The sequence below is a fragment of the Streptomyces sp. TAA486 genome, assembly GCF_000426165.1.
The window spans coordinates 652,372-672,373 of the sequence record NZ_AUEV01000001.1; the positions used below are offsets into that span (position 1 = coordinate 652,372).

Sequence of the window (20,002 nt, forward strand, 5' to 3'; positions counted from 1 at the left end):
GGCCTCAACTCCGGGCTCTGCGCTCCGCTTCCTCCTTGACAGAGGTGAGCGACGCCGCGACGGTCGCCTCCCAGCGGGCGGCAACCGCAGAGCCCCACCACTGTCCGAGCCGCCACAGGTCCGTGCCCATCTGCCCCTCGTACACCAGTCGTGTCCCTGAAGCGTGCCCGCTCAGCACGAAGGACTCGGTCACCTGCGGAACCGGGCCCCGCACCAGCCGGAAGTCGATGCGCTCGGGCCGGGAGAATCGCACCGTCTCCACCGTGACGGCCCTGAGCCTCCCGCCCGCGACGGGCGTGAAGTGTTCGGCCAGCACCAGGTCACTGCCCCGCTCCAGCACGCTGAGTTTCTCGCGCATGGCTCGCGGGGTGCGGCCCAGGTACGGTTGCGCCACCACGTCGAAGACCACCTCCCGGGACGCTGCGATGTCCACGGTCTGCGGGCCCAATGGCCGGGTGCGGCGGCCCGCGCCCACGTCGACGGGCACCGCTCCGGTCACCAGCCCCAGGTAGGTACCGCCCAGGACACCTCCGATGCCGACGGCCCACGCGGCGATCCGTGCCAGGCGTGCGCCGGTCATCGTCCGGCTTCCGGTACGGCTTGCACGGTGCCGCCGTACGGGAAGGCGACATGGCTCTTGATCTTCATGGCGAACGGGACGGGATGCGGATAGCAGCACGCGGCGTTCGCGAAATCCTGCCCGTCGACGGTCACCCCGTAATAGCGGGCGATCCCCTTCCTCAGGCACAGCGACCGCCTGCGGTTCCCAGAGACGTACCCGCGGTTGAGCGACTCGGGCGGAGAGCAGTGGTTGCCCTCCACCACCACTGTCCGCTCCGCCTTCGCAAGCACCGCACCATTCCACACAGCACGCATGATCCTCCACCTCCAGCGAGATCCTGATCATCCACACCGTGACGCTGGAGCGCCAGCGCACCCACGAAGGTGATCCCGCTCACCCTCGGCTCCCGGCCTCCGCAGCTGATGAGAGGGCCCAGTGGAACTGGTCGACCTCACTGCTGTTCACCGACCAGGGTCTCGCCTTCGCCGCCGTCGGCCTTATCAAGTGCCGCGTGACCTCGCGGCCCAAGGCGCTCGGCGTATACCGCTCTGGCGCGACATCGGCGCTCTGGTGGTAGGCGGCGACATTGGCTGGGGAGTTCGGGGCGGAGCTTGTGCGGGCTTGGCGTGCGGGGCTGGCACCTGGCCGAGCCGGTGCATACGGTTCGCGCGGGCCGTCGCGGCCGAGTTGGTACGCGTTCGCCGTGAACTACGCTCAGGCGCACTGGTTGGGGCGGGCGGCACACACCCGGCGGGAGAACAGCGAGGCGCTGGCGGCCATCACGCGGGCGATGTTGCTTGACCTGCCGGGTCGCCCGAGGAGTCGCTCTAGCACCGTTCGCTGCAGGGGCGGGCATTCGTTGTACCTGGGCCCCAGGAACGCGAAGTCCCCGCACAGGCACGGTTGGTACTGGGTGGCGAAGGCATCCCGGCCGTTGATCGACCTGCATGACCCGGCGGTGGCCCGCGGCGTACTTGATGCACTCCGCCGCAAGCGCGACGGCACCGCCGCGGCGCGGGAGACCTGGCGGCGCAAACGGAAGGTGCTGGTGAGCGCTTTGTATTACGCCGTCGAACAGGGCGAGTTGGGCAGTCATCCGCTCGATAACATCCGGGCAGGAATTTCGCGGCAAGTAACCACCGTCGATCCCCGTGTTGTTGTCAATCCTCAGCAGGCGCGAACACTGATCACCGCCGTCTCTACGTCTGCACCTATCACCGGGCCCGTGGTCGCCGGCTCGTCGGCTTCTTCGCCGGCATGTACTACGCCGGACTGCGTCCGGAAGAGGCAGCGGGGGTGGTCGTGACCGACTGCGTGCTGCCCACCAGCGGTTGGGGCCGGCTGGTCGTCAACCGGGCCCTGCCGCAGGTGGGCAAGAAGTGGACCGACAACGGGCGCCGCCACGACGAACGGGGACTGAAGAACCGCCCGGCAGGCGAGACCAGGGTCGTGCCCCTTCCACCGCACCTCGTCGCCCTGTGGCGCGAGAGCATCAACACCTTCGGGGTCGCTGAGGACGGCCGCCTGTTCTTCACCGAGCGCGGGGACATCATCGGCCCCACCTCGTACTACAAGGTCTGGAGCGAAGCCCGAACGCTCGCACTACCGCCGCAACTCGTGACGTCCCCGCTCGCCGCGAAGCCTTACGATGTGCGGCACTCGGCCATGTCCACGTGGCTGTGTTCAGGAGCAGATCCAGCTGAGGTGGCCCAGCGCGTCGGCGACAGTGTCGAGGTCCTCCTCACCCGCTACGCGAAGTGCCTCTACGGCCGGCAGTCCATCACCAACCAGCGCATCGAGCACCTCCTACGCGCCTACGATCCGCCTTCTCCGGACGACGAAATAGTCGCTGCTCCGTCTGAGCAGTGACCCGCCAAACCGTGCGCGTTTCCCGCAGAGCCGACGAAGATGCGCTGGTCAAGCCACTGATGGCTTTTCGAGCAGCTGATGCGTAATCCTCGCGGCTGCCGGACAGTGGCTGCTTTCTGCTGGCGTCATCGACCGCTCTGAGCTGGACGGATGCCACGAGGAAACGTCGCCGCCGGGCCGCGACTTACGCGCGCCGCCAAAAGGCAAACGGTCCAAGAACCGTTTGCCTTTTGGCATGGACACAATAGGCCCTGACCTGTACTACTGCTGGTCAGAGCCTTGATCGGAAGTACCCCCGGCAGGATTCGAACCTGCGCACACGGCTCCGGAGGCCGTTGGGTTCCCAGCCGTAGTTGCAGGTCAGCGTCTTCCCTGACGGCCTGTCGAGCCAATGGCGTCCCAAATGCGTCACGTGCTCCGGCGACGGACCTGACGCTCCGTGGACTGAGGGGCCTCGAGTCGGGCCTCTTCGCAAAGGAGTTTGCCGTGCCGGCCCAGTCGTCGTGGTCCGCGCCCGGCACCAGCTGCACGGTGCAGCACTCCGGCGCGCACTTTTGCTTGAGGACCCGCAGACCGAGGCCGACGACACGATCGGTCAGTGCCGCCACGAGCCGATCGTCGTGCAGGCTCGTCCCTGCGGACACACTGCGCTCGACCCTCCAGTCCACGCCGTGATGCCGATCGTCACCTTGCCTGCGGTCATAGTGGCCGGCGGCGGGCAGTGGAGGCTCGGGACGATCATGTGGCCGCGTTCGGCGAAGTGGTCAAGTGGGTGTGGATCTCGGCGTTGCGCAAGGTGACTCCGAGGCGAATGAAGCGGTCACGCCATCCAGAAGAAGACGGCCGTCATGCGTTTGTCTGCCAGGGTGCTGCCGCAGTAGCCGGTGGCCGTGTGCATCATGTTCGCCGTGTAGAGGAGCAGCCGGTTGTAGCGGTGCGGTACGCGCACGTCCTCGGTGAAGGAGTCGGGCGGAACGAAGCGCGTGCCCAGGGCGTCAACCATGTTGTTGTGCGGCGCCGTCACCATATTGCCGCCGAGGAGGCCACCCGGAAGACTCTGCCGGTAGAAACTCGTCCCGCAGTCCTTCGGCGTCTCAGGGCTCAGGTAGAGCACTGCCGCGTAACGGCACAGATTACGCGAATCGGTATGCGGCCGGGGCTCGCACTCGTCCTTGCCTACGACCTGGATGCAATTGTGGTTGAGAGTGCCACCACCCGGTGCGACTTCCTGCCACAACTTCTTCGCGCCCGTCGCCTTCCTCACCAGGCCTTCGATGCGGGCGAGTTCAGCCGGCTCGAGTCCGGGCATCGTGCGCAAACCCGGCCAGCTCTCACGCCTGTGTGGGTAACCCTCGATCCAGTCTTCCTTGGCGAGGCAACGGGTGCGGACGTCGTCGATGTTCGGAAGGGCGTTGTCCAGCAACCAATAATCGCGTCCGCGTGTGGGTTTCCGGTAAGGCAAGACCGGGAGTTTCGAAGATTGTGGGGGCATGCGGGAGAACCTAAGGCTCCCCTTCGTGGACGTTTCCCTTCGGCCGGTCAATCCTTCGTCAACTCCTTGCCATGGAGCTCCTGTCGAGCGTGCGCTGTCGAGAGTCACCGGCGGGAGCACATCCGGGCTCACCTGTATTAGCACTGGAAGCCCACGTTTGGGCGCTGGGCACCGGCCGAATACGAAACCGTCACGGCCAAACAAGCACGTCAAGGTCGTGACCGAACATGTCACCCGAACCGGCAGCAGACCCGGCCGTGTGTGCTGTATGAGTGCTGCCTGCGCCAAGCGCGTCGCTGCGGTACACATAGGGACACCGTGTTGATCCGCTGGCCGTAGTTCAGTCGATGTGGTCGAGGTCGGGGGACGTACGCGGGGCCCGGGCATTGGAGCGTCTGCACAGCAGGTTCGCTGGACCTCAGGAGACTGCAGCGTTTCCTGTGATGAGACGCTGTGCAAGGACGGAGTGGGCATGCAGACGCTGGGAAGCGCGACCACCGGCTCGGCGACCTCAGGCGTGCCCACTGAACCAACTCCCAAGGGCGAACGCATTGCTCGTTGGCTCTCGGGCCTTCTGCTTGTGGCTCTCGCGGCTGCCGCCCTGGGCGCCGGCGGCTGGCTGACACATCCGGGATTCCGGGCTTGGCAGACCATCTGTGTGGCCATCACGATGCAGGCGGTCCCCTTCCTGCTCTTTGGCACTGTCATCTCGGGCGCGGTCAATGCCTTTGTCCCCGCAGGGTTCTTCACCAAAGCGCTGCCCCGCAGACCGGCTGTCGCGATTCCCGTCGCCAGTGCTGCGGGTGTCGTGCTGCCAGGCTGCGAGTGCGCTTCCGTGCCGGTCGCGAGGAGTCTGATCGGCCGCGGTGTTGCTCCGGCCGCAGCGTTCGCGTTCCTGCTGTCCTCCCCGGCAGTCAACCCCGTGGTGCTCGTCTCGACGGCCGTCGCCTTTCCGGGCAGGCCCGAGATGGTGGCTGCCCGTCTTGTCGCCTCCCTCGCCGCGTCAGCCACCATGGGGTGGCTGTGGCTGAGATGGGGGAAGGACCGGTGGTTGCGGGCGCCCTCCCGGCACACTGGGCATCAGGAGGGCCAGAGTCGCTGGGAGGAGTTCCGGCTGGGAGTCCAGCATGACTTCCTCCACGCTGCCGGATTTCTCGTCCTGGGCGCCATGGCGGCAGCGACCTTCAATGTCGTGGTGCCTCGGTCGGTCACGAGACGTTCTCGGGTTCGCCGTGGCTGTCCGTGTTTTTCCTTGCAGTCCTTGCCGTCGTGATCGCGGTGTGCTCGGAGGCCGATGCTTTCGTCGCCGCGTCGCTGACCGGTTTCTCTCCTACCGCAAGGCTGGCTTTCATGGTGGTGGGCCCGATGGTCGACCTCAAACTCATCGCGTTGCAGATGGGTACCTTCGGCCGGTCGTTCGCCGTCCGTTTCTCCGCGGTCACTCTGGTGACCACCGTTGTATTCAGTTTCCTGGTCGGGTGGGTGTTGCTGTGAAGCGGAGTACCCAGGCGCTGCTGCTCGTCCTCGCCGGTGTCGCGCTGCTGCACGCGTGCCTGATGACCGATCTGTCCTTGCGTTACGTGAAGGACGGCATGCGCCCCTTCCTGATCGGCTCAGGAGTGTTGCTCATGCTGCTCGGCACGCTCGGTGCCATGCTCGACGGCTTCCCGCTCGTCACTCCTTCCGGGTCTTCTCGTGCTCCCGATACAGGTACCGGCGAGGACATGCACGGGCATGATCACAGCAGCGGTCCCCGTATTGCCTGGCTGCTCTTCCTTCCGGTGCTGGCCTTGCTGCTGTACGCGCCGCCGGCGCTTGGTTCGTACACCGCCGCACGGGAGAGCGGAGAAGTGGCGAAGCCGGCAGACCAGCATCCCCGGATGTCTCCGCTGCCGAAGAAGAATCCGGCACCACTCTCCCTCACCGAATTCGCCCTTCGTGCACGTGAGGACAGTGGGGAGTCGCTGGAACGGCGCACTGTCCTGATGACGGGTTTCGCCACACCCGGCAAGCACGGCGAGTGGTTCCTGACGCGCATGATCGTGAACTGCTGTGCCGCAGACTCCACCACGGTGAAGATCCGAATGCACGGGGAAACAGCCCCGCGCCCGGACACCTGGGTGACCGTCACCGGCCGCATGCGTCCTCACGCGACCGAGCCCGCACTCGACGTGGCGAGCACCAAACGCATTCCGCGCCCTGCGGCTCCGTATTCCGACTCCACACCGCAAGACGCGTCCTGAGTCACCGGTCCTGAAGGACCGTGGCGTGACACCGGAAGTGTCGGTCGGCAACGACCCGGGCCCCCTTTGAGTAGCGGGAACCGCAGTGCCCGATGAGTTACCGGAGCGTGCGCAGGCGGAGTTAGTTGGTCGACGGAATCCGAAGTGCCCGGTCGGCGACTGTGGATGAGTTACGTCACCGCAGAATCAATTTCCCTGACCAGGCTCAGGGCAAGATACATTCAGCCTCGTTCTCACAGTGAGGCCGCCAGGACGGCCTGTTGTGCGTGTAGTTCCATTTGGAGTCCGCGGCCCAATGCATACTTGCGGAAACGGAATCACACGTCATCCATGTGAGAAGAGCGTCTTGTCCAGAACGCTGCCAAGTGAATTGATCAGATCAAACTCCGGGTTCGGTAGCGGGAGTCGGAACAACAGAGGCGGCCGCACCATCTGGTGCGTTGCTTCTCCCGCCCGTCGGGCAAGGTCGCTTGTGATGACGAGGCCATGATGGCCGCACCGCACTCGCATGGGCACTCGCCGGGCGATGGACCTACCGAAACCGGTCCAAGGCACCTGGGCAAGGTCATCGCGGCGGTCGTGATCCCGTTCATCGTGGCGGTCGCGGTCGGGATTCTCGTGCTCTGGCCTGACGGGGTGCCTGATCGCAAGCGCAGCGGAGTCGGATTCGATCAGCAGACCGAGAGCGGCAGCGTTGTAAACGTCGACACCCGGGACTGCGCGCAGCCGGATTCCGGCTCATCGCTCTCGGAGTCCAGCGGCTCGAGTGGCCTGGGACGAGGAGAGACAGACAGACGTCGCGATACCTGCAGGAGGGCAACCGTCGAGGTCACGTCCGGCCCTCACAAGGGACGGAGGTTCACCGAGGACGTGCAGGCCGATGGACCTCGGCAACTTCAGCGCGGCCAGGATGTCGTGGTCGCCTACGAGCCGAGTGCTCCGCGTGAGGCGCAGTTCCGGGTCGCCGACATTGACCGCAGCCTGCCGATGACCCTGCTGGCAGGGATCTTCGCCCTGGTCGTCGTGGCCGTCGGTCGACTGCGCGGGCTGCTGGCCCTGGCCACTCTCGCCGTCAGTTTCGCAGTCCTCTCCTTCTTCATCCTCCCGGCCATCTTGCACGGTTCGAATCCGCTGGCAGTCGCAGTTGTCGGCAGCAGCGCCATCATGCTGGTCGCGCTCTACGGGTGCCACGGCATCACCGCGCGCACATCAGTGGCCGTGCTCGGCACGCTCGTGTCGCTGCTGCTCATCGGAGTGCTGGGCTCGCAGTTCATCGACTGGGCCGTGCTCAGCGGCAATACCTCGGAGGAGACCGGACTCATCCACGATCTCTACCCGGGGATCGACATGCGCGGTCTGCTGCTGGCCGGTGTGGTGATCGGCGCAATCGGTGTCCTGGACGACGTGACCGTCACGCAGACCTCGGCCGTGTGGGAGCTGAGAAAGGCAAACACCACGATGTCGGCCAGGCAGCTCTACAAGGCCGCCATGAGGATCGGCAGAGACCACATCGTCTCGGTGGTCAACACGCTGGTGCTCGCCTACGCAGGAGCAGCGCTGCCCCTCCTCCTTCTCTTTTCCGTCGCGCGCAGCAGCCTGGGAAGAGTCGCCAACAGCGAGATCGTGGCGGAGGAGATCCTGCGGACGCTTGTGGGGAGCATCGGTCTGGTCGCATCAGTGCCCATCACCACACTGCTGGCAGCCCTGGTCGTTTCCGCGCACCGGCCCCTCATGGGTGGCAAGGGCCCGTCAACCGTGCCCAACTCTCCGTCATCGACGCCGTAAACCTACTGATGGTTCGCAGCGGGTTGCCCTTCCGTGGACCGCCTGATCCTGGCTGCCTCCGGGGCCCGTCAGTCAATACTTGGCAACGATTTTCATATTTGATGGCATGGAGATGGTGTTGACATCCGTTTCCATCTAGCTTCGGTGCTGAGGCCGAGGCTAGGTCCAGCTCGGCGTACCTGCCATCTTGTTGCGGAGGAAAACCATGCGTACGTCCTGGTCCCGGCATCCAGCGCTGATAGCCGTCGCGTCCTTGGCCGTTCTGACCGGCTGCAGCAGTTCGTCCGATTCCGGAAACGACTCCGGCGCCTCGCAGGATGCTGCTTCCTCATCTGCCGTCCCGGTGGTGGCCTCCACGAACGTCTACGGCGACATTGCCAAGGAGGTAGGTGCGGGGAGGGCGAAGGTCACTTCGATCGTCAGTGACCCCAGCCAGGACCCGCACTCCTTCGAGGCCAACACCCGGAATCAGCTGGCACTGTCCAAGGCGAAGGTCGTCATCGAAAACGGCGGCGGCTACGACGACTTCCTCGACCGGATGCTGAAGGGCGGTAAGAACGCGTCCCCCGAGGTGATCAACGCAGTCAAGGTCTCCGGGAAGTCCGCTCCGGCAGGCGGGGAACTCAACGAGCACGTCTGGTACGACGTCCCCACGGTCGGCAAGGTCGCCGACCGTATTGCCGCCGCCCTGGCCAAGGCCGACCCGGATCACGCCGCCACGTTCACCAAGAACGCGAAAGCCTTCAAGGCGAAGCTGAAGCCGCTGCAGGCGAAGGAAGCCCGGATCAAGACCGACCACGGCGGCAAGGCCGTGGCCATCACCGAGCCCGTGCCGCTGTACCTCATCGAGGCGAGCGGGCTCAAGAACGCGACGCCCCCCGCCTTCAGCGAGGCCATCGAGGAGGGAGACGACGTCTCCCCGAAGACCCTGCAGGCCACGCTGGCACTGTTCACCGGCAAGAAGGTCAAGGCCCTGGTCTACAACGAGCAGACTTCCGGCCCGCAGACCAAGAAGGCCGAGCAGGCGGCCAAGACCGCCGGGATTCCCGTCGTCCCCGTGACCGAGACCCTCCCGGAGGGCAAGGGCTACATCGCCTGGATGACCGCAAACGTCGACGCGCTCTCAAGCGCGCTGAACAAGTGAGGTAGCGGAACCTTGGTGCCAATACCCGGCCGACGGCAGGGCAGGACGGAGGGACGCGGCGCGGATGCCGCTGACGACCCCGTGATCAGCCTCCGCGACGCTGCTCTGTCCTACGGGGAGCGCGTCTTGTGGCAGGGCCTGGACCTCGACATACGGCCGGGGGAGTTCCTGGCCGTGCTCGGACCCAACGGCTCGGGGAAGACCAGCTTCATCCGCACCGTGCTGGGCCAGCAGCAGCTGTCCGCCGGGAAGTTGGCGGTCCTCGGCCGCCGACCTCACAGGGGCAGTCGGCACATCGGTTACATCCCGCAGCAGGCCACACTGCCCGCCCACACGACGCTCCGCGCACGGGACTTGGTCCGGCTCGGCATCGACGGACATCTCTTCGGACCGCGGCTGCGCTCCGGCACCGTCCGCCGCCGGGTGGACGACGCCCTCGAGTCGGTCGGGGCCGCCGCCTACGCGGACGTCCCCGTCGGTCTTCTGTCCGGTGGGGAGCGGCAACGCGTACGCGTCGGCCAGGCTCTGGCAACCGATCCGCGGATCTTGCTGTGCGACGAGCCGCTGCTCTCCCTCGATCTGCATCACCAGCGGGCCGTTACCGGGCTCGTCGATGGCAGGCGCCGGTCACACGGCACAGCCGTGGTGTTCGTGACCCACGAGATCAACCCCGTGCTGGAACTGGCGGACCGGGTGGTCTACTTCGCCCGCGGTGGCTACCGGGCCGGCACACCGGAGGAGGTGCTGACCTCGGCCGCACTTTCGCAGCTGTACGGCACCGAAGTCGACGTGATCCGCGTCCGGGACCGGGTCATGGTCGTCGGAGCCCCTGACGAGATGGCGGATTCGTCGCATCACCCCGAACTGCCGGACGGAGCACGGTCTTGATCATTGCTGACGGCGTCTGGCAGCAGATCTTCAACTTCGACAATTATGGAGAACTGCTCGTCCTGGTACGCAATTCGCTCATCGCCGGTGCCGTCCTGGGGCTGGTCGGTGGCCTTGTGGGTGTCTTCGTGATCAGGCGGGACCTGCCGTTCGCGGTGCACGGCATCAGCGAGCTGTCGTTCGCCGGCGCCTCGGCGGCACTGCTGCTGGGGGCGAACATCGTGGCGGGCTCGATCGTCGGATCACTGATCGCGTCCGGAACGATCGGCCTGCTCGGCTCGCGCGCCCGCGACCGCAACTCCCTGATCGGCACTCTGATGCCCTTCGGCCTCGGTCTGGGTGTCCTCTTCCTCGCCCTCTACAAGGGCCGGGCGGCAAACAAGTTCGGCATCCTCACCGGACAGATCGTCGCCGTCGACACCCCGCAGATGTCATGGCTGCTCGGCACCTCCGCCCTGGTACTCATCGCCCTGGCGGTCATGTGGCGACCGCTGACGTTCGCCAGCGCCGACCCCGAGGTGGCCGAGGCCCGGGGCGTGCCGGTACGGGCGCTGGCATTCGCCTTCATGATCGTGCTGGGGCTCGCAGTCGCCCTGTCGGTGCAGATCGTGGGAGCGCTGCTGGTCCTCACACTCGTCGTCACCCCCGCGGCTGCCGCGGCCCGAATCACCGCCTCACCTGTGCTGCTGCCCGTGTTGAGCGTGGTCTTCGCGATGGCCTCGATCGAAGGCGGCATCCTGCTCGCCCTCGGTGGCAGCATTCCGATCAGCCCGTACGTCACCACGATCTCGTTCGTGATCTACGTCGTCTGCCGCTTGGCGGGCACCCTCCGGACCAGGAAGTCCGGAGGCAGAAGAAGGGTCCTGGAACTCGCCTGACGTGCCGCGCATCGGGCGTCAAGCGTCTGTTGCCGCCCTGTGGCTCACCTGGGCCTTCTCCTCTTCCCGCCGCGGTGGCTGACAACGGCCGGCTTCATCGCTTCCCTCGGTGCGGGGGTGCCCGTGGGGGCGCCCTCTGCGGGCGCACGGCGGCGGTCGGAGGCGACGACGAGGGCGGCCAGCAGTGTCGTCACCGGCACCGAGGCGACCAGCCCGATCGAGCCGACGAGGGTGCGGACGATCTCCTCCGCGACGACCTCGCTCGTGGCCACCGTCGTCACGCCGCTGCGCGCGATGGAGAACAGCAGCATCAGCGGCAGTGCGGCGCCCGCGTAGGCCAGCACGAGGGTGTTGACCACCGAGGCGATGTGGTCCCGTCCGATGCGCATCGCCGCTCCGTACAACTTGCGCCAGCCGGCGCCCGGATCGGCCTCCTTCAGCTCCCACACCGCCGAGGTCTGCGTGACCGTCACGTCGTCGAGCACGCCGAGCGAGCCGATCAGCACACCCGCCAGCAGCAGACCCTGGATGCCGATGCCCGGGAAGAGGCCGTGCACCAGTCCCGTCTGGTCGTCGGTGTTGCCCGTCAGATGCGCCCAGCCGATGAAGAGGGAGCCGAGCACGCCGATCAGCAGCAGTGAGATCAGGGTGCCTAGGACGGCCACGGACGTACGGGCGGAGAGGCCGTGGCACAGATACAGCGTGGCCAGCATGATGGCGCTGCCCCCGATGACCGCCACCACCAGGGGATTCGAACCCTGAAGTATCGCGGGCAGGATGAACAGGCTCAGCACCGCGAAGCTCAGGGCGAGACCGACCAGCGCCCGCACGCCGCGCAGCCGCCCCACCAGCACGACGAACAGCGCGAAGACGCCCGCGAGCAGGACCATCGGCAGCTTCCGGTCGACGTCGATGACGCTGTAGCGCAGTTCGCGCGGCGCCTTCGCGGCGTACGCGACGACGACGTCCTGTCCGGCGGAGTAGGTGCGGGTGGCGTCGGGGGTGATGACCTCGGTGAACGTGCTGCCCTTGTCCTTGCCGCCGGTGACCTCGACGGTCGCCTTGCGGCACTTTCCGCCGGCCTTGCCCGCGCCGCCACCGGCGCCCGCGGACTGCCCTTGCGTCTGGCCCGGCTGCTCCGGGGACGGCTGCGCGTTCACGTCCTTGCAGTCGACGACCCGGACCGCCGTGACACGTGCCGGGAGGGTGGGCCGGTCGAATCCGACGCCGCTGGGTCCGCCCTTCTCGGGCACCCCGCCGGGCCACAGCGCGACGAGCCCGGCGAGGACGGCCACGGCGAAGGGGATCAGGACCGCCGCGATGACCTTGCGCAGCCGGCGCGACACCGGAGCCGGAGGCCCATGACCGTGCGCATGTCCGTGCTCCAGTGCGTGGCCCGGTGCGGGGGGCTCCTCACGACGCTCCTGGGCATGGCCGTAGCCCGGAACCCGCTGGGAGCCCGCTGAGCCCGGAGCCTGCCTGCCGTTGAGGAACGGAGGAGTTCTGGTCACCCCCTGATCCTCCCAACGCTTTCAGGAGTGCGGCGCCGGATTGTCTCCGCCATGAGTACACGTCCCGCACAGGATCGCCCTGGCCACGCCGGAACGGACGCGGCCCTGGAACGACCGATCTCGTCGTCCACGACTGTTCCGCCGCCGTCTCACTGTAGTGCGCGTCCTGAGTGATGCCGCATGCCGAAGAATGCAGCATCGTCCGAGGACTGGTGAGCCGACTGCCCGAGGCACGCACGTACCGGGCGATCCAGCCCACCGCCCCGCTTCTCGCAGGCAATGCTCACGACAAGCGGGGCGGTTGTTACAAGCCAGAAGGCTTGCTGTTGCGGCGGGCACTACTCCTCCGGCCGTCGGCGCAGTCGCGTTCACCGGCTCCCGTAAGGCAGCAGTGCCATTTCGCGAGCGTTCTTGATCGCCCGTGCCATCTGCCGCTGCTGTTGTGCGTTGATCCGGGTCACGCGGCGGCTTCGGATCTTTCCCCTGTCGGAGATGAACTTCCGCAGGAGGTCGGTGTCCTTGTAGTCGATGTAGGTGATGCCGGCTGCGTCCAGCGGGTTGCGGCGGGGCTTGGCGGGCTTGCGGGGGGAGTTGGGACGGGGCACGGGATCTCCAGGGGTGGGGTGCGGGCGCCGGGTTGTTCGGGTGGGGTCAGGTCGCGTGATCGAGGAGCGGAGCGAAGGCGCGCGGCAGTCGTCGCCATCCTTCGGGGCCTTCGGCGTATTCGGCGTCGGTCAGCAGGCAGGACTCCAGGACTTCCTCGAGTCCGTCGCGGTCGAGGGCCGGTGAGGTGAAGACCAGGTGCTGGCAGCGGTCCCCGTGTCCGGGGTGCCAGTCGAGTGCGGCGGCGGCTCTGCGCTCCGGTGGCACCATCTCCCAGGCGGCGTCCGGGAGTGCGGCCAGCCAGGGGCCCGCGTTCTCGACGCTGAGTGCGCCGCCGGCGGCGTCCCAGGCCAGCAGGGTGTCGGGGCGGTCGGCGAGCCAGAAGCGTCCCCGGCTGCGGGCAGCGGCGCACGTCAGGTCTTCCAGCGCCTGGTAGAGCCGTTCGGGGTGGAACGGGCGGTCGCGGTGCCAGACGTAGGTGGTCACTCCGCTTTCGTCGGCCTCCTGCGGCAGCAGGGCGCAAGCGGGTTCCTGGGCCGCGGCGGCAGCCCGTACGTCGAATCCGGCGAAGGCGGCGGCTGCCAGTTCCTGCGAAGCGGGGTGTATGTGCCAGGCGGTGGGGTGGAGTTGGTTGAGCAGGGCGGCGTCCTCCTCGTCCGCGTCCTCGCTGTCGACGAGGGCGAGTACGGGGGCGTACTCCAGCTGCCGGGCGAAGGTGTCGGCGACGGTCCGCTGGTCGGTGGGGGCGGCGGCGAGTCCCGCGTCGGCCAGGTCGTCGCCGTTGCCGAGGCAGGGCAGAACCAGCGCGGGATCGACGGCCGTGACGACATTGGCGAGGACCACGTCTTCGCCGTGCACGGCCACGACTTCGGCCATGGCCTGGGGCTCGACCGAGTCCCACAGCTCCACGACGGCGAGCCGTGTCAGGCCGTCCGCGGCCAGCCTCTCCAGCTCGGGGACCAGGTCCTCACGCAGGGCACAGCAGGCGCAGTCGTTCACCAACGGGGCTTCCGCGGCGCTCAGTTCGCCGGAGTCGCTGCGTATGGTCCGGCGTACCGTTCCCCGGGCGGCGGTCGAGTGGTCGTGGTGGAGTGCGACGCTGCCGGGTACGGACCGCAGCAGCCGCTGGACGACCTCGGTCCGGGCCTCGGCGTGCAGCCCGCAGACGATGACGACGGGAAGCTTCGGCAGGCCCTCCATCAGCCGGCCTCACGACGGCCGTAGCGGCGCTCGAAGCGCTCGACCCGGCCTGCTGTGTCCAGGACGCGGGCCGTGCCGGTGTAGAAGGGGTGGCTCTTGGAGGAGATCTCGACATCGATGACGGGGTAGCTGTTGCCGTCCTCCCAGTCGATCGTCGTGTCACTGGTGGCGGTCGAGCGGGTGAGGAAGGCGAATCCCGCGGCCTTGTCCCGGAAGACGACGGGACCGTAGGCGGGGTGTATGCCCGGCTGCATGGCGGTGTCCTTTGCGTTGGCGGGGTCAGCGGGTTTCGCGGAAGTCGACGTGGCGGCGGGCCACGGGGTCGTACTTGCGCAGGGTCAGGCGGTCGGGGTCGTTCCGACGGTTCTTGCGGGTCACGTAGGTGTAGCCGGTGCCGGCCGTGGAGCGGAGCTTGACGATCGGGCGTAGGTCGTTCCTTGGCATGCGTGTAGTATATGGAAATGATTTCCATTAACAAAACCGCTGACTCCGAGAGGCAGGTCACCGTTTGTCCGCCCGCTGCCAACTGACCGGCGCCGAGCCCCGGTTCGGCAACACCGTCTCCCACTCGCACCGACGCTCCCGCCGGCGCTTCGACCCCAACATCCAGCGCAGGCGCTACTGGCTGCCGAGCGAGGTCCGCCATGTGCGGCTCACCCTCAGCACGAAGGGGATCAAGACGCTCGACGCGATCGGCATCGAAAAGGCCGTCGCGAGGATCCGAGCCCGGGGAGGGAAGGTCTGATGGCGAAGAAGAGCAAGATCGCCAAGAACGAGAAGCGAAAGTCCGTTGTGGAGCGGTACGCGGCCCGACGGGCCGAGTTGAAGGAGATCCTTCGCCGTCCCTCCTCGACGGAGACGGAGAAGGAAGCCGCGCTGCGTGAGTTGCGTCGTCAGCCCCGCGACGCCAGCGCCACCAGGGTCCGTAACCGTGACGCGGTGGACGGACGGCCACGCGGTCATCTGCGGACCTTCGGGCTCTCACGCGTACGCGTGCGTCAGCTCGCCCACCAGGGGTACCTGCCAGGAGTGACCAAGTCCTCCTGGTGACCCTGGGCCGGCGTCAGTATGTTCCGCTGGCGATATCCATTTCGTGCACCTGATCCAGACCGGAAGCGGGGCTCACCGGACCAGTACTACGGCTTTGGTGAGCCCCGCCCCCGGGTTGCGTCCAGTCGAAGCGTGAATCGCCGACTCTTCGGATGTGTGGGTCCCGATGTCAGTGGTCGTCCCAGTGGCCCTGGTGTTCGGCGTGCCGGTGACCGTCGTGCGCGTAGTCCACGTGGTCGCCGTGTGGCACGGCGACGTGTCCGCATCCTTCGCCGTGCATGTGGTCATGGCCGGGGTGTTCCCGGTGCTCCTGCGTTTCGCATTCGTCGGTGTGATCTTCGTGGGGGCGGTGCAGGTGGCCGTCGTGTGCGTAGTCCACGTGGTCGCCGTGTGGCACGGCGACGTGTCCGCATCCTTCGCCGTGCATGTGGCTGTGACTGTCGTGGATTCGATGCTGGGTTGTTGTCATTTTTCTCAACTCCCGTCGGTTTTCCCGACGTTGAGGTTGGAGCCAGCTTGAATGGGCTGGCGGGCAGAGGGTGAATCCCGCGAGGGGATTTCACGGAAGCGTGCCACGCAGCTGCTCCGGAAACAACAATTTGCAAACGTGTCGAAAACTCGACAGTGAGTATCGGAATCACCTTCTGCTTCCCGGCGCCCAACCGGAAAGGATGTGGAATTCTCCCGCCCATTCATCGTCGACCGGGTGCGCCGTTCACCCACTTCGCGAGGGGCACAGTTGCGCCGACGAGTACGCACGGAGGCCTGCGCTTTGCACAGGTCAGCAGTGGGAGGGAGATTCGGGCCCGGGTGCGACACCTCGGTGGCTGATGGTGAGTCGTCCCCGGCTGTCGCGGGTGACTTCTGTGTCGGTTCCGAAGACGTTCCTCAGGTTCTCGGCCGTGAGTACGTCGTGCGGTATTCCTGCCGCGGTGACCCCGCCTTCGTCCAGCAGGATAAGCCTGTCGCAGAATCGGGCAGCGAGAGCCAGGTCGTGGACGGCGACCATAACGGTCTGGTCGGTGGCGGCCAGCATCTCCATGAGTTCCAACTGGTACCGGATGTCCAGGTGGTTGAGAGGTTCGTCCAGCAGAATTCCCCAGGGCTGTTGAGCCAGCGCACGCGCGACGTGGGTTCGTTGTTGTTCTCCGCCGGAGAGGGTCCGCCATGTACGGGCTGCGAGACCGGTCAGGCCCATACGTGCGAGGGCGGCGTCGATGATGAGGTGGTCCTTGGAGTTGAGGCCACGCCACCGGTCGCGGAAGGGTGTGCGTCCCAGAGCGACCACGTCCGCGACCCGCAGTTCGCCCGCGGTGTGGGAGGTCTGCCCGACGAAGGCGATGTGCTGGGCGATCCTGCGAGGGCCGTATGTCCGGATGTCGTGCCCGTCGTAGCGGACTGCACCATGCGTCGGCTTGAGCAGCCCCGCGGCGCATCGCAGCAGCGACGACTTTCCGGAGCCGTTGGGGCCGATGAGCCCGACTGTCTCCCCGGACGTGACCGTGACGTCGACCCCCTCGATGATGGTCTTGTTCCGGACGGTCCAGCCGACTTGTGCAACGTCGATTCTCATAGTCCTCCCCGCTTACGGAGGATGACGGCGAAGACCGGGGCACCGATGAGAGCCGTAAAGACGCCGACCGGTACTTCCTGGGGGGCGAACGCGACTCTTGCCACCGCGTCCGTGGCCACCAGGAATACCGCACCCCCGAGGGCCGAGAACGGCAGCAGGGACCGGTGCAGAGGCCCGACCAGGAACCGTACGCAGTGCGGGACGATGAGCCCCACGAACCCGATCGCACCGACGAACGCGACGGCCACCGCCGTGAGCAGCGCGGTCGCCACGAGCAGCACGTTCTGCATCGCCCGTACGTTGATGCCGAGCGACGAGGCGGTGTCCTGACCGAAGGCGAAGCCGTCCAGTGCGGTGGAGCATGACCACAGGACGAACAGTCCGGCCGTTGTGACGGTTGCGCTGATCGCCACGCCGTCCCACCGTGCGGACGCCATAGAGCCGAGGAGCCAGTGGGCCACCGCCCGCGTCGTCTCCGCATCACCGGACGCCATGACGATCAGCGAGGTGAGCGCCATGAACAACTGCCCCACGGCGACGCCCGTGAGCAGAATCCGCACGGAGTCCAGACCGCTGCGGCGCAGCAGAAGCATCAGCAGGCCGAACGATACGAGTGCGCCCGCGAAGGCCCCGCCCGTCACCCCGAGCGAACCGGCGCCGATGCCCAGAACGACTACTGATACCGCGCCGCTGGAGGCGCCCGAGGAGACCCCCAGCAGATAGGGATCGGCCAGGGCGTTGCCGGTCACGGCTTGGAGGACCGCTCCGCAGGACGCCAGAGTCGCGCCCACGAAAGCCGCCAGAAGGACGCGGGGTATGCGCAGATCCCAGATGAGGGAGTCGACGAGCGGGGGCAGCGGTTCGACAGCCAGACCGAGCCGGCTGCCCAGCACCCTGCCGAGGTCGGCGTATCCGATGTCGCTGATGCCAATGCGTACGGAGACCGCCATCGAAATCACGAGGAGAGCGATGCCGCTGAGGAAGAGCGCAGGCCGGAGCACCCCGAGGCCGACCTCCGCCCGTCGGGGTCGATGGCCGTGGTAGGTCCCGCCTCGGACCGGGGCATCGCGGTGGGACGGGTGGAGCAGTGACGCGGTGATGTGGGCGGTCTTCGACGCGGCTGTGGAATCCGGTGCGGCTTCCCCCTGATCGACACGGTCAGCGGGCATACCCACGGTCCTTCATTTCGTCCGCGAGCAGGCCGAGGGTATGGGTGCTGCGTACCGACGGATCCATTTCGATGCCCGGCACGGTAAGGACCCGCTTGTTCCGTACCGCTGAGAGCTTCGACGTCACAGGGTCCTCGCGCAGCATGCGCAGCTTGTCACCGGCGCTGTCGCCCGCTTGTCCCAGTTCGGAGAGGTCGCCGAGCACGATCAGATCCGGGTCACGGTCGGCCACCGCTTCCCACGACACCTCGGGCCACTGCTCGTTGACGTCGTCGAACGCGTTCTCGGCGCCCACGAGCCTGCTCATCTCACTCGGCAGACCTCCCTTGCCCGCGACATACGGAGCCCCCTCGAACACCGAGTAGATCCATACGACGGATGGCTTGTCCTTCACGTTCTTCCGGACGGACGCTGCCTGTTGAACCTCCTTCTTCTGCCTGTCGATCAGCTCTTGAGCGCGATTCTCCGTCCGGAACATGCGACCGAGGTTCTCGTAGTCCTTGAAGAGAAGATCGAAGGGAGTCATGCCCGGCCTGTTGTGCCGGGGACAGTCCACGGCACTCACGTACGTGGGCAGGCCCGATTCCTTCAACTCCTCGCGCGTGCCGACCCGGTCCTTGCTGTAGAGCTCGGCGAAGGAAGCAACCGCCAGATCGGGATTGGCTGCTCGGAGCTGCTCGCTGGTGAGGGCCTTGGGACTGAGCACCGGCACCTTCTTGTAGTCGGCCCGGTACCGGGGCGCGATGCTCGTCTTCAGATACGAGGTCCCTGCCATACGTTCTGCCATGCCGAGCGCGAGCAAGGTCTCGGTCGAGGACTGGTCGAGGGTGACGGCCCGGCGGGGCGCTTCGGGCACCGCAAGTGACTGCCCGCAGCTACGTACGACCGTGCCCGCCTTCTTCTTGCCGGCCGAGGGGTGAGACGCGTCCGAACACGCCGTCGCCCCCAGGGCAAGTGCCAGCACGATCGTGATGCCTATGCCCTTGGACATGGTCCTCCGTCTATTGCATATCAAGTGCAACTGGATAATGAACGCAACTGTATCCGACAACGATTGTCGTTACACCCTTGCCAAGCCCCTTGCGGACACGGGCCCTTGCTCACCGCTGTCGTCGGGCAGGGCTCCGCAAGGAGTGGGAAGGGGAACTCGTGCCCGCTCTGTGGTCCGGCGGTGCAGCCGCTCGAAGGCTTGCGCCTGTGTGCACTTCTGGCTCCACCCGTTCATCGGCCGTCGGCAGGCTGCCCTGCGGAGGCGCCAACCGGGCGCTGGTGGGCCGCGCCTCCGAGGTGACAGTCCCTGCATTCACCGCTGAGCTCCAGCGTGTGCGTCACGTTGGAGAAGCCGGTGAGCTGGTCGAGGTGAGCGGCCCATTGTTCGACGGTGTGCGCGTCGACGGCTTCGCTTCGTCCGCATAGGCGGCAGATCACATAGTGCTGATGCTCTTCCGTGGAGCGCTTCCTGTAGAGGCGCTCACCGGAGGCTTCGTTCCGTACGACGTCGACCTGCTCTGTTCTCTCCAGGTCTCTCAGTGCGCGGTACACGGTGCTCAGTCCCACAAGCGTCCCGGCCTGCGCGAGGCGCGCATGCAGTCCCTGGGCGGAGATGAAGTCGGGGGAGGACGAGAGGTGTTGAAGGATGTCGAGGCGTTGCCGGGTGCGCCGGGCACCGAGCGGAGTCTTGTCGCGGGTCTCACTCACGGTGGACGCAGCCCTCCTCGTGTCGAGGTGATGGGGGCGGACGCCAGCGAGGAAGCCGGTGGGTAATCACTGCGGGGCCAGGGGATGTCGAGTCCTGCGTGCAGTGGTCCCGGGTGGCGCTGTCAGCGATGCAGTCGCCTCTCACCGTCAAAACGTGCCCGGCCGAGGCCCAGCCTCCCTGCGGGGCGGGCGTCTCTAACTGGGCCTGCGCACGCCTGACAGGTGCAGGTGACTGCAATAGCGCGGACCCCCTAATGAAAATGGATGTCGTTTCTGTAGAATAACGCCCGTGGACCCGACGGACAACGTCCGTCGGACGAACTCCGCTCGGTCGCAG

General features: G+C 66.8%; 22 protein-coding genes, 1 tRNA gene and 1 pseudogene. 10 read left to right on the forward strand and 14 right to left on the reverse strand.

Features of this window, described 5'->3' with window-relative positions:
- Positions 1 to 4: 4 nt before the first annotated feature.
- The gene (locus tag I004_RS0102950) at positions 5 to 580 is read right to left on the reverse strand and encodes an SRPBCC family protein (RefSeq protein WP_486579701.1); all 576 of its coding nucleotides are present in this window, start codon (positions 578 to 580) and stop codon (positions 5 to 7) included.
- Positions 577 to 876, reverse strand: a complete 300-nt coding sequence (locus I004_RS0102955) for a DUF427 domain-containing protein (RefSeq protein WP_486579702.1) — start codon at positions 874 to 876, stop codon at positions 577 to 579. Before I004_RS0102955 ends, I004_RS0102950 begins: the two co-directional genes overlap by 4 nt.
- A 599-nt stretch (positions 877 to 1,475) precedes the next feature.
- Between I004_RS0102955 and I004_RS40065 the strand changes: the two genes are divergently transcribed.
- Together I004_RS40065 and I004_RS40070 are read left to right on the forward strand one after the other, a co-directional pair.
- Positions 1,476 to 1,868, forward strand: a complete 393-nt coding sequence (locus I004_RS40065; RefSeq protein WP_486579703.1) for a hypothetical protein — start codon at positions 1,476 to 1,478, stop codon at positions 1,866 to 1,868.
- Entirely contained in the window at positions 1,820 to 2,431 is a 612-nt protein-coding gene (locus I004_RS40070; RefSeq protein ID WP_051344625.1) for a site-specific integrase, read from the forward strand. The genes I004_RS40065 and I004_RS40070 overlap by 49 nt, the downstream gene beginning before the upstream one ends.
- Before the next feature lie 293 nt (positions 2,432 to 2,724).
- Here I004_RS40070 and I004_RS39330 read toward each other — a convergent pair.
- Together I004_RS39330 and I004_RS0102965 are read right to left on the reverse strand one after the other, a co-directional pair.
- Positions 2,725 to 2,805 (reverse strand) — tRNA-Arg (locus I004_RS39330).
- 446 nt (positions 2,806 to 3,251) lie between these two features.
- Positions 3,252 to 3,923: a DUF6445 family protein gene (locus I004_RS0102965; RefSeq protein WP_028434270.1), complete on the reverse strand. Its 672-nt coding sequence runs from the start codon at positions 3,921 to 3,923 to the stop codon at positions 3,252 to 3,254.
- A gap of 472 nt (positions 3,924 to 4,395) precedes the next feature.
- Here I004_RS0102965 and I004_RS31805 point away from each other — a divergent pair.
- From I004_RS31805 to I004_RS0102995, 6 genes and pseudogenes are all read left to right on the forward strand, one after another.
- A pseudogene (locus I004_RS31805) lies at positions 4,396 to 5,417 on the forward strand (permease).
- Positions 5,414 to 6,166: a TIGR03943 family putative permease subunit gene (locus I004_RS0102975; RefSeq protein ID WP_037974602.1), complete on the forward strand. Its 753-nt coding sequence runs from the start codon at positions 5,414 to 5,416 to the stop codon at positions 6,164 to 6,166. The pseudogene I004_RS31805 and the gene I004_RS0102975 overlap by 4 nt, the downstream one beginning before the upstream one ends.
- Before the next feature lie 486 nt (positions 6,167 to 6,652).
- Positions 6,653 to 7,951: a YibE/F family protein gene (locus tag I004_RS31810; RefSeq protein WP_106965233.1), complete on the forward strand. Its 1,299-nt coding sequence runs from the start codon at positions 6,653 to 6,655 to the stop codon at positions 7,949 to 7,951.
- Between the two features lie 205 nt (positions 7,952 to 8,156).
- Positions 8,157 to 9,095, forward strand: coding sequence for a metal ABC transporter solute-binding protein, Zn/Mn family (locus tag I004_RS0102985; protein ID WP_028434272.1), 939 nt, complete (start codon positions 8,157 to 8,159; stop codon positions 9,093 to 9,095).
- 21 nt (positions 9,096 to 9,116) lie between these two features.
- Entirely contained in the window at positions 9,117 to 9,983 is an 867-nt protein-coding gene (locus I004_RS0102990; protein ID WP_051344676.1) for a metal ABC transporter ATP-binding protein, read from the forward strand.
- Complete coding sequence (locus tag I004_RS0102995) at positions 9,980 to 10,861, forward strand: metal ABC transporter permease (RefSeq protein WP_028434274.1); 882 nt, start codon at positions 9,980 to 9,982, stop codon at positions 10,859 to 10,861. Before I004_RS0102990 ends, I004_RS0102995 begins: the two co-directional genes overlap by 4 nt.
- Before the next feature lie 44 nt (positions 10,862 to 10,905).
- On the opposite strand, the gene I004_RS31815 is transcribed toward I004_RS0102995, so the two are convergent.
- From I004_RS31815 to rpmG, 5 genes are all read right to left on the reverse strand, one after another.
- Positions 10,906 to 12,372 (reverse strand): YibE/F family protein, encoded by a 1,467-nt coding sequence (locus tag I004_RS31815; protein ID WP_078510756.1) that lies wholly within the window; start codon positions 12,370 to 12,372, stop codon positions 10,906 to 10,908.
- A gap of 368 nt (positions 12,373 to 12,740) precedes the next feature.
- Complete coding sequence (gene rpsR / locus I004_RS0103005) at positions 12,741 to 12,977, reverse strand: 30S ribosomal protein S18 (RefSeq protein ID WP_028434275.1); 237 nt, start codon at positions 12,975 to 12,977, stop codon at positions 12,741 to 12,743.
- Between the two features lie 46 nt (positions 12,978 to 13,023).
- A complete protein-coding gene (locus I004_RS0103010; RefSeq protein ID WP_028434276.1) occupies positions 13,024 to 14,175 on the reverse strand; it encodes a CobW family GTP-binding protein in 1,152 nt (383 codons plus the stop codon).
- Complete coding sequence (locus tag I004_RS0103015) at positions 14,175 to 14,429, reverse strand: type B 50S ribosomal protein L31 (RefSeq protein WP_028434277.1); 255 nt, start codon at positions 14,427 to 14,429, stop codon at positions 14,175 to 14,177. Before I004_RS0103015 ends, I004_RS0103010 begins: the two co-directional genes overlap by 1 nt.
- A 25-nt stretch (positions 14,430 to 14,454) precedes the next feature.
- Positions 14,455 to 14,619: a 50S ribosomal protein L33 gene (rpmG, locus tag I004_RS0103020; protein WP_028434278.1), complete on the reverse strand. Its 165-nt coding sequence runs from the start codon at positions 14,617 to 14,619 to the stop codon at positions 14,455 to 14,457.
- Between the two features lie 64 nt (positions 14,620 to 14,683).
- Here rpmG and rpmB point away from each other — a divergent pair, with 64 nt between their 5' ends.
- Positions 14,684 to 14,920, forward strand: coding sequence for a 50S ribosomal protein L28 (rpmB, locus tag I004_RS0103025; protein WP_028434279.1), 237 nt, complete (start codon positions 14,684 to 14,686; stop codon positions 14,918 to 14,920).
- The gene (gene rpsN / locus I004_RS0103030) at positions 14,920 to 15,225 is read left to right on the forward strand and encodes a 30S ribosomal protein S14 (RefSeq protein WP_028434280.1); all 306 of its coding nucleotides are present in this window, start codon (positions 14,920 to 14,922) and stop codon (positions 15,223 to 15,225) included. Before rpmB ends, rpsN begins: the two co-directional genes overlap by 1 nt.
- Before the next feature lie 169 nt (positions 15,226 to 15,394).
- Here the strand turns inward: rpsN and I004_RS40075 are convergent, their stop codons facing one another.
- The 5 genes from I004_RS40075 to I004_RS31825 all read right to left on the reverse strand — a co-directional run bounded on the left by I004_RS40075 (position 15,395) and on the right by I004_RS31825 (position 19,665).
- Complete coding sequence (locus I004_RS40075; protein ID WP_078510757.1) at positions 15,395 to 15,694, reverse strand: hypothetical protein; 300 nt, start codon at positions 15,692 to 15,694, stop codon at positions 15,395 to 15,397.
- 312 nt (positions 15,695 to 16,006) lie between these two features.
- On the reverse strand, positions 16,007 to 16,798 hold the full coding sequence (locus tag I004_RS0103040) for an ABC transporter ATP-binding protein (protein ID WP_028434281.1): 792 nt from the start codon (positions 16,796 to 16,798) through the stop codon (positions 16,007 to 16,009).
- A complete protein-coding gene (locus I004_RS0103045; protein WP_078510758.1) occupies positions 16,795 to 17,967 on the reverse strand; it encodes an iron ABC transporter permease in 1,173 nt (390 codons plus the stop codon). Before I004_RS0103045 ends, I004_RS0103040 begins: the two co-directional genes overlap by 4 nt.
- Complete coding sequence (locus tag I004_RS0103050) at positions 17,957 to 18,958, reverse strand: ABC transporter substrate-binding protein (protein WP_037974606.1); 1,002 nt, start codon at positions 18,956 to 18,958, stop codon at positions 17,957 to 17,959. The genes I004_RS0103045 and I004_RS0103050 overlap by 11 nt, the downstream gene beginning before the upstream one ends.
- Before the next feature lie 230 nt (positions 18,959 to 19,188).
- Positions 19,189 to 19,665, reverse strand: coding sequence for a Fur family transcriptional regulator (locus tag I004_RS31825; protein WP_078510759.1), 477 nt, complete (start codon positions 19,663 to 19,665; stop codon positions 19,189 to 19,191).
- Positions 19,666 to 20,002: the final 337 nt, after the last annotated feature.

Coding starts and splice junctions, on each gene's coding strand:
- I004_RS40070 (WP_051344625.1), top strand. CDS start 1,820: ATGTACTACGCCGGACTGCGTCCGGAAGAGGCAGCGGGGGTGGTCGTG.
- I004_RS0103015 (WP_028434277.1), bottom strand. CDS start 14,429: ATGCAGCCGGGCATACACCCCGCCTACGGTCCCGTCGTCTTCCGGGAC.
- I004_RS31810 (WP_106965233.1), top strand. CDS start 6,653: ATGATGGCCGCACCGCACTCGCATGGGCACTCGCCGGGCGATGGACCT.
- I004_RS0103050 (WP_037974606.1), bottom strand. CDS start 18,958: ATGTCCAAGGGCATAGGCATCACGATCGTGCTGGCACTTGCCCTGGGG.
- I004_RS0103040 (WP_028434281.1), bottom strand. CDS start 16,798: ATGAGAATCGACGTTGCACAAGTCGGCTGGACCGTCCGGAACAAGACC.
- I004_RS40075 (WP_078510757.1), bottom strand. CDS start 15,694: ATGACAACAACCCAGCATCGAATCCACGACAGTCACAGCCACATGCAC.
- I004_RS0102950 (WP_486579701.1), bottom strand. CDS start 580: ATGACCGGCGCACGCCTGGCACGGATCGCCGCGTGGGCCGTCGGCATC.
- I004_RS0102965 (WP_028434270.1), bottom strand. CDS start 3,923: ATGCCCCCACAATCTTCGAAACTCCCGGTCTTGCCTTACCGGAAACCC.
- I004_RS0102985 (WP_028434272.1), top strand. CDS start 8,157: ATGCGTACGTCCTGGTCCCGGCATCCAGCGCTGATAGCCGTCGCGTCC.
- rpmG (WP_028434278.1), bottom strand. CDS start 14,619: ATGCCAAGGAACGACCTACGCCCGATCGTCAAGCTCCGCTCCACGGCC.
- rpsN (WP_028434280.1), top strand. CDS start 14,920: ATGGCGAAGAAGAGCAAGATCGCCAAGAACGAGAAGCGAAAGTCCGTT.
- I004_RS0103010 (WP_028434276.1), bottom strand. CDS start 14,175: ATGGAGGGCCTGCCGAAGCTTCCCGTCGTCATCGTCTGCGGGCTGCAC.
- I004_RS0103045 (WP_078510758.1), bottom strand. CDS start 17,967: ATGCCCGCTGACCGTGTCGATCAGGGGGAAGCCGCACCGGATTCCACA.
- I004_RS0102955 (WP_486579702.1), bottom strand. CDS start 876: ATGCGTGCTGTGTGGAATGGTGCGGTGCTTGCGAAGGCGGAGCGGACA.